Genomic DNA, 7,275 nt, shown 5'->3' on the forward strand with positions numbered 1-7,275 from the left:
GTCGCGCCAGTGTGACCAGATGCCGTGTGCGCCCGCGCAAGCCCGCTTTTTCCATGCAACCTTCGACCCCGGTGAGATGCTGAGATGGAGGCCCGTTCGCTCTACCGACTACCGGCCGACCCGGCGGCCCGGCAGGCCTCCGCGGCCTGGCTGCGGACCGCCGCAGCCCGGGGGCCGGTGCTCTGGGTGGGGCGGCATGTGCCCGACGGCCTGCCGCACGTGGCGCCGGCACAGGTCGGGCACTGGCTGGGCCACGAAGTGCAGGCCCTGGTGTTCGAGGCCGGGGATCCGCTCGCCGTGGACGCGCTGGTCACCGTGGCCGGGCTGCTGCGCGGCGGGGGCACCCTGGTGGTCCTCGACGGGGTCACCGGTGCCGGCGCATTCACCCGGCGCTGGCGGACGGCGCTGGCCGAGGCGTGGGTGCGGACGCCCGCATCGGCGGAGGGGTTGCCCGAGGTGCCGGACCGTCCGGCGCCTGCCTTTGCGTGGACGCCGGATCAGGCTGCGGCGCTGGATCGTCTCGCGCATCTTGGTGCCGACGAATGCCTCGCGCTGATCGCCCCGCGCGGTCGCGGCAAGTCGACCCTCCTGGGCGAGTTCCTCGGCGGGACACTCCGACACGGCGGGCCCGCGATCACGCTGACGGCACCGAGTCCACGGGCCGTGGGTGCCCTGCTGGCGCGCGCCCGTCGGTGGGTCGACACGCCGGAGCGTCTCTATCGGGCACCGGATGTCCTGCTGGAAGCGCCCGAGCCCGTGGATACCCTGATCATCGACGAGGCAGCGAACCTGCCGGTGGAGCGCCTGCTGCGCCTCGCCCGCCGTGCCCGGCGCCTGGTGTTGTCCACCACGACCGGCGGCTTCGAGGGGAGTGGCCAGGGCTTCCGGCTGCGTGCGCTGCCGGCCCTGGAGGCGGCGGGCTTCCGGGTGCGGTTGCAAGCCATGGCGACCCCGGTGCGCTGGGTGCCGGGAGATCCGCTGGAGGACTGGCTCGATCGGCTGTTCCTGCTGGAGGCGGAAAGCACGAGCCCGTCCGCCCAGGCCGTTCGCCTGCGCTGGACGACCGGGGCGGCCCTGGCGGGTTTGCCGCAGACCCTGGAGGCCGTGACGGGCCTGCTGGCGGATGCGCACTACCGGACCCGTCCGTCCGATCTTCTGCGCTGGCTGGAGGACCCCGGCGTGCGCGTGCTGTGCATGGAGGGCGTGACGGACGGGGCGCTGTTCGGCGTCGCACTGATCCAGGAGGAACCCGGCCTGGATCGGGCCCTGGCCGAGGCGGTGTGGGCGGGTGAGCGCCGTCCGCAGGGGCAGTTTCTGCCCTGCACACTGGCTGCTCTGGGGGGCTTCGAGCTGGCGGCGGAGCGTACCTGGCGCATCCAGCGCATCGCGGTGCACCCGCGCTGGCAGGGGCGGGGCCTGGGCGGCCGCCTGCTGCGGGCGGTCGCGGATCGGGCCGTTGCCGAACGGGTGGCGCTGCTGGGGGCGAGTTTCGGACTGCAGCCCGCGTTGCTGCGGCTCTGGCAGCGGGAGGGCTACGTTCTGGTGCGCGTGGGCACCCAGCCGGACGCGGCCAGTGGTCAGGTCAGTGGCGTGGTCCTGCGCGCCCTCCGGCCCCGCACGGCCTCCGGTCTGCAGCCAATCCAGCGCGTCTTTTGGCGCGACTGGCCAGTCTGGCACCCACGCTTCCTGCCGGCATCCGCCGCGGCCATGGTGAGTGCGGTCCTGGAGGAAACGGCCCGGCCGTTGGCGGAGTCCGACCCGGCCACCGATCTCGCGGAGGTTCGAGCCTTTGCGTACCGCGCGCGGCCGCTGGAATGGGCGTTGCCGGCCCTGTTGCGGCAGCTGGAAGCAGCCCCGCCGGCCGATCCGGAAGGCCGCCTGCTGGCGGCGACCCTGGCCGCGCCCGTTGACTGGGATCAGCGGGCGCGTGAGCTCGGGGTGTCCGGGCGGCGCGGCGTCACCCGCAGGCTGCGCCGCGCCGCCCGGACCTGGCTGGAGGTACGTAGCCCGTAGCCCGTAGACCGGGTCAGAGCCGGAACTGCGCCAGGGCCTGCTGGATCTCCTTTTCCACCTGCTTGAGCTCGTCGGAGGCGGCGCTGACCCGGTCGGCGGTGTTGGCCGACTGATCCGCCTCGTCGGAGATCTGCACGATATTGCGGTTGATATCCTCGACCACCGTGCTCTGCTGGCGCGAAGCGACCGCGATCTGCTCGGTCATCTCCACGATGGTGGTGACCGACTGCCGGATCTGCTGCAGGGCGCCGTTGACCTCGGCGGTATGCTCCATGGTCGACTCGGCCTCTTCCTGACCCTGTTCCATGGCCTTGACGGCACTGGTGGTGGCGGTTTGCAGGCGCGAGATCATGGACTCGATCTCGTCGGTGGATTCCTGTGTGCGGGTCGCGAGCTTGCGGACCTCGTCGGCGACCACCGCGAAGCCGCGGCCATGTTCGCCGGCGCGGGCGGCCTCGATGGCCGCGTTCAGGGCCAGCAGGTTGGTCTGCTCGGCGACCCCGCGGATCACCTCGAGGATGGTCCCGATCTGCTTGGAGTCCTCGCCCAGCTTGGAGACGGTCCCGGCGGCCTGCTCGACGGTGCCGAGCAGCGAGGCCATGGACTCGATGTTCTTCTCCATCACCTCGGAGCCATTGTTCACCGCATCCCCGGCTTCCTGGCCGGCCTGGGAGGTCGCGTCGGTGTTGCGCGCGATCTCCTCGGCGCTGCTTTGCAGCTCGTTGATCGCGGTGGCGACACGCTCGGTCTCGTCGCGCTGGCGCGAGACCGCCTCGCGGGCCTCGTAGGCCTCCTGGTTCAGGTTCTCGGTGGCGCGGTTGAGTGTCTCGGTGCTGCCGCGTGCGTGGCCGATGGCCTGGGCGATCTTGTCGGTGAAGCGGTTGAACGCACGGCCGAGCTGGGCGGTTTCGATCAGGCCGTTCTCGTCCAGACGGCGGCTCAGATCGCCATCGCCATCGGCGATCTCCTCGAGCGCCGCGGTGGAGTGGGCCAGCGCGCGCCGCACGACCAGGATGATGAACACCGCGCCGGCCAGCCCGAGGATCACGCCGATCAGGGCCAGGATGCCCTGGGTCGTCTGGGTGGCGCGCATGTCGGCGGTCAGGGCGGCGGCGCTGCGTTCGGCGCGGGCAGTGATGCGCTCGCTGAGTCCTTGCAGATGATCGCGGGCCTCGACCAGCAGCGGGCCGATCTCGGTCCGAATCAGGTAGGCATCCTGCAGGGCCTGTTCGCTGCCGTGGATCTCGATCAGGTCGTCCAGCGCGGTGTTCTGGGTATCCAGGGCCATCTGGAAGTCTTCCAGCGCGATCTGCTGTTCGAAGTCGAGATCGTCGAACTGGTCCATCAGCTGCGCGGTGATGTCGTTGGTGCGGGTCGAGAACAGGCGCACGTTCTCGCGGAAGGCGTCATCGCGGAAGGCGATGAACCCGCGCAGGTTGGAGGTGACCTGGACCACCGACATGCGCAGCTCATGCAGGGTGTCGAGACGGTCCCAGGAACGCTGGAAGCGCGGCAGGGCCATCTCGGCGTCGATCATCATGTTGGTCTGCTGGGTCATCTCGCGGCTGGCCGGGTTGGCCCGGGCGTTGGCGATTCCCAGGGCCGGCATGTTCTCGGCCGCGTTCTCCGCCACCTCGATCAGACGATCCTCGAAGCTGGCGAACTGATCCACCAGGCGGCGTACCTCGGTCGCGCTGGCGGCGAGTTCCTCGTCGGCCGCGATGACCGGATTCTCGTTCAGGGCCCGCGTGGCCGCATCGAGCTCGCGCATCGCGTTTTGCCATGCATCGCGATGCGACTGCTCCTCGCTCATCAGGTAGAAGCCGAGAAACGCCGCGCTCTCCTGCAGCAGCTGTTCGACATCGTTGACCCGGGCGACGGCCGGGTAGTCGGCCTGCGTGAGTTGCTCGACCCCCTGACTGCCCGTGCTCATCGCGCGCAGTGCCAGCAGGGAGTTGATGATCAGGATGGCGACGACCAGGCCGAACCCGGCAATCAGCAGCCCCCGGATGGAGAGTTTGTCCAGCATGCGATGACTCCTTCAGCGCGCCCTGTCCCGGGCGCTTCGCGAACCGGCCGCGGTCTCGGAGAGCGCGGACCCGAAAGGTGGCTATTCAACCCCTGTTACGGCAGACCCCCGGCAGAGTTGAGGGGTGGCCGGAAACCCGAGTGTAGACGCGCCGACGCTCAACCGGATTCCAGCTGCTCCCAGCGCTCGAAGCAGTGGGCCAGCTCGGCCTCCACGGTCTCGAGCCGCGCCTGCAGGTCGCGCATGCGTTCGCCGTCGCGCAGGGCCTCGGGATCGGTCATCGCCGTGGTCAGTTCCTGTTGCTCGGTCTCCAGGGCCTCGATCCGGGCCGGGAGGGCCTCCAGTTCGCGCGCATCCTTGTAGGACAGCTTGCGCGGGGTCGCCGGAGCGTTTTCCGATGTCTGCGGCGATGGTTCGGGAGCGGGCTCGGCCCGCGGCTCCGGGGCGCCGGGGCGGGCGGCGGCCGCGGTTTCGCCCTCCAGCAGCCGCCGCGTGACACGTTCGGGCAGGTCGGACCAGCCACCCACGAACTCTTCCACCGATCCGTCGCCCGGCAGGACCAGGGTCGAGGTCGCGACATTGTCCAGAAACGAGCGGTCGTGGCTGACCACGATCACCGTCCCGGTGTACTCGATCAGGAGCTGTTCCAGCAGCTCCAGGGTCTCCACATCGAGGTCGTTGGTGGGTTCGTCGAGCACCAGCAGATTTGCCGGGCGCAGGAACAGCTTGGCCAGCAGCAGGCGATTGCGCTCGCCCCCGGACAGCGCCGACACCGGCTGGCGGGAACGTGATGGCGGGAACAGGAAGTCTTCCAGGTAGGACAAAATGTGCCGGCTCTCGCCATTGACCATCACCCGGTCTCGCCCCTCGCCGACCGCGTCCTGCACCGTGGTGTCCTCGTCGAGATGCGCGCGCGCCTGGTCGAAATAGGCGATCTCCAGCTGGGTGCCCAGCTTCACGTGACCGGCCAGCGGCTCCATCTGTCCGAGCAGGCCGCGCAGCAGGGTCGTCTTGCCCGCGCCGTTGGGTCCGACGATGCCCAGGGCATCGCCGCGTTGCAGCAGCAGGTTCACGTCCCTGACGATGGGTTTGTCGTAGCCGAAATCGGCGTGTTCCGCCTCGATCACCAGCCGGCCCGAACGCTGTTCCGGGCTCAGCTTCATCTTGACCTGGCCGCTGCGTTCGCGACGCTCGGCGCGCTTCTTGCGCAGGGCCTGCAGTGCCCGCACGCGCCCCTCGTTGCGGGTACGCCGTGCCTTGATGCCCTGGCGCACCCAGGCCTCCTCCTGCGCCAGCTTGCGGTCGAACTCCGCGCGCTGGGTGGCCTCGGTCTCCAGGCGTTCGGCCTGACGGCGGCGGAATTCCTCGATCGACGGCGGATGTTCATACAGCTGCCCGCGGTCCAGCTCCAGGATGCGGGTGGCTACACTCTCCATGAACTGGCGGTCATGGCTGATGAAGACCACGGTCAGGCCGCTCTCGAGCAGGAACTCTTCCAGCCAGCGGATCGCGGCCACGTCGAGATGGTTGGTCGGTTCGTCGAGCAGCAGCAGCTGCGGGCGCTGCACCAGTTCGCGTGCCAGCCAGACCCGGCGCTTGAGTCCGCCGGATAGGGCGGCGAACTGCGCCTCGGGGTCCAGGCTCAGGCGGGAGATGGTGGTCTCCACCCGGTTCTGCAGGCTCCAGCCATCGATAGCGTCGAGCTGCGACTGCACCGGCCCCATCTTCTCCAGTGCCTCCATGTCGCCGCCGGCCGCGGCCTGGCTCAGGTGGTGGAAGCGCTCCAGCAGGCGCCCGGCCTCGCCCAGGCCCTCGGCCACGACATCGAACACCGTCCTTTCAATGCCCGGGGGCAACTCCTGGGTCAGGTAGGCGGTGGTGAGGCCATCCTGGCGGGTGATCTCGCCCGAATCCGCCTGTGCCTCGCCGTTGAGCACTTTGAGCAGGGTGGACTTGCCCTCTCCGTTGCGCCCGGCGACGGCGACGCGCTCGCCGGGTTCCAGGCTCAGGTTGATGCCGTCGAGCAGGGCGGCCATGCCGTAGGCCAGGTGGATGTTGCGCAGGGTGAGCAGTGCCATTCGAGTTCCGGTCGCGAGCGAGTGTTGTAGCGGGCGCCAAGCCTATCACCTTGGCGTGCTGGGGCGTGCGGGTGGTTGCGTCCGGCCGCGTGCCATGATGTGGCTGGCCCTGGTTCGTCGTTCGGTGTTTACGGTGGCTCCGGCCGGTCGCCTGCCGATTTTTGGCTAGGCCTGGTTCGTCCTCTGGTGTTTACGGTGGCTCCGGTCCGCATACTGCCCGGCGCTGACTCGCCAGCGCGCCCCGCCCGTTGTTGATCAAAAACGGGCTTCTTTGCTCGTGCAAAGAAGTAACCAAGAAACACGCCCGACTGCCGCGACCCCGGCCCGCTGCGCGGGCCGGGGTTTCCCTCGCTCCGAGGCTTTTCGCGGGCGGCGCTGAACTCGCTACGCCTTCGGCTTCGCTCAGACATCCAGCGCCCCGTTTCTATTTTGAATCGTCCCGCGAAAACCCTCTCCACTCGGCGCGACGACAACGGGGGATTCAAGGTCAAGACAACAGCCGTCCCGACGGTCGTGCCAGTGGAGGATGGCTAACTTTTCGGACATCTTGGGCACGCTCGGCCCTCGGCCGTTGCGTGCCGCGCCCGCAGGGCGGGCGCCAGGGGCTTTCGAGCGGCGTTGCCTATGGTTAGGCGCAAACATGGGGATGCGTTCGGTTTTGACCTTCGCCTCCCGTATGGAGCCCCTTGCGGAAGGGTTCTCGGGCCGGGAGAAGGCGCTGGATGTCTGAGCGAAGCGCAGCGTAGCGAGTTCAGCGCCGCCGGCCCGAGGGCCCTGGAGCAAGGTTCCCGGGCGGAATCCGGGTGCCCTTCTTTGGGCACTTTCTTGGGCAAGCAAGAAAGTGCCTCGGGGTGCGCTGGCGAGTCAGCGCCGAGTAGTGTGCTGAGTTATGTGCAGAAGCTGGCAGGAGGTGAGCGGCCATGGTATTCGGGTTGGTTAGCGACCACCGGAACCCCTCAAGGAGGGCGAGACCATGACCACTCACAAGAGCCAGGCTACTGCGGATCGCACGTCACTGCGAGCGTTATTGGGGACAGACGAGGAACTGATGCGCACGCTGGTGCGCGAGGCGGTCCAGCAGGTTCTGGAAGCCGAGATGAGCGACCAGCTCCAGGCGGCACCGGGCGAGCGCACCGAGGGCCGCCTGGGCTACCG

At 69.1% G+C, this 7,275-nt stretch carries 5 protein-coding genes; 3 read left to right on the plus strand and 2 right to left on the minus strand.

Features of this window, described 5'->3' with window-relative positions:
• The first annotated feature begins 84 nt into the window (after positions 1 to 84).
• Positions 85 to 2,013 carry a GNAT family N-acetyltransferase gene (locus tag D107_RS0106465; RefSeq protein ID WP_018881056.1) on the plus strand — a complete coding sequence of 643 codons (1,929 nt, stop codon included), beginning with the start codon at positions 85 to 87 and terminating at the stop codon, positions 2,011 to 2,013.
• A 13-nt stretch (positions 2,014 to 2,026) separates the two neighbouring features.
• Here the strand turns inward: D107_RS0106465 and D107_RS0106470 are convergent, their stop codons facing one another.
• Both D107_RS0106470 and D107_RS0106475 read right to left on the minus strand, forming a co-directional pair.
• Positions 2,027 to 4,042 (minus strand): methyl-accepting chemotaxis protein, encoded by a 2,016-nt coding sequence (locus D107_RS0106470; RefSeq protein WP_018878450.1) that lies wholly within the window; start codon positions 4,040 to 4,042, stop codon positions 2,027 to 2,029.
• A gap of 158 nt (positions 4,043 to 4,200) precedes the next feature.
• The gene (locus D107_RS0106475; protein ID WP_018881057.1) at positions 4,201 to 6,120 is read right to left on the minus strand and encodes an ATP-binding cassette domain-containing protein; all 1,920 of its coding nucleotides are present in this window, start codon (positions 6,118 to 6,120) and stop codon (positions 4,201 to 4,203) included.
• Positions 6,121 to 6,646: 526 nt separating this feature from the next.
• Here D107_RS0106475 and D107_RS14170 point away from each other — a divergent pair.
• Together D107_RS14170 and D107_RS14030 are read left to right on the plus strand one after the other, a co-directional pair.
• Complete coding sequence (locus D107_RS14170; protein ID WP_081618662.1) at positions 6,647 to 6,850, plus strand: hypothetical protein; 204 nt, start codon at positions 6,647 to 6,649, stop codon at positions 6,848 to 6,850.
• 243 nt (positions 6,851 to 7,093) lie between these two features.
• On the plus strand, positions 7,094 to 7,275 hold a 182-nt coding region (locus D107_RS14030; RefSeq protein ID WP_196799921.1), incomplete at its 3' end, for a transposase.

Origin of the sequence: Thioalkalivibrio sp. ALE30 (assembly GCF_000377465.1) — a bacterium.
GTDB lineage: Bacteria > Pseudomonadota > Gammaproteobacteria > Ectothiorhodospirales > Ectothiorhodospiraceae > Thioalkalivibrio.

Bases quoted from the DNA above. Each gene is read 5' to 3' on its own strand.
- D107_RS0106465 (WP_018881056.1), top strand. From the start codon at position 85: ATGGAGGCCCGTTCGCTCTACCGACTACCGGCCGACCCGGCGGCCCGG.
- D107_RS0106470 (WP_018878450.1), bottom strand. From the start codon at position 4,042: ATGCTGGACAAACTCTCCATCCGGGGGCTGCTGATTGCCGGGTTCGGC.
- D107_RS0106475 (WP_018881057.1), bottom strand. From the start codon at position 6,120: ATGGCACTGCTCACCCTGCGCAACATCCACCTGGCCTACGGCATGGCC.
- D107_RS14170 (WP_081618662.1), top strand. From the start codon at position 6,647: ATGGCTAACTTTTCGGACATCTTGGGCACGCTCGGCCCTCGGCCGTTG.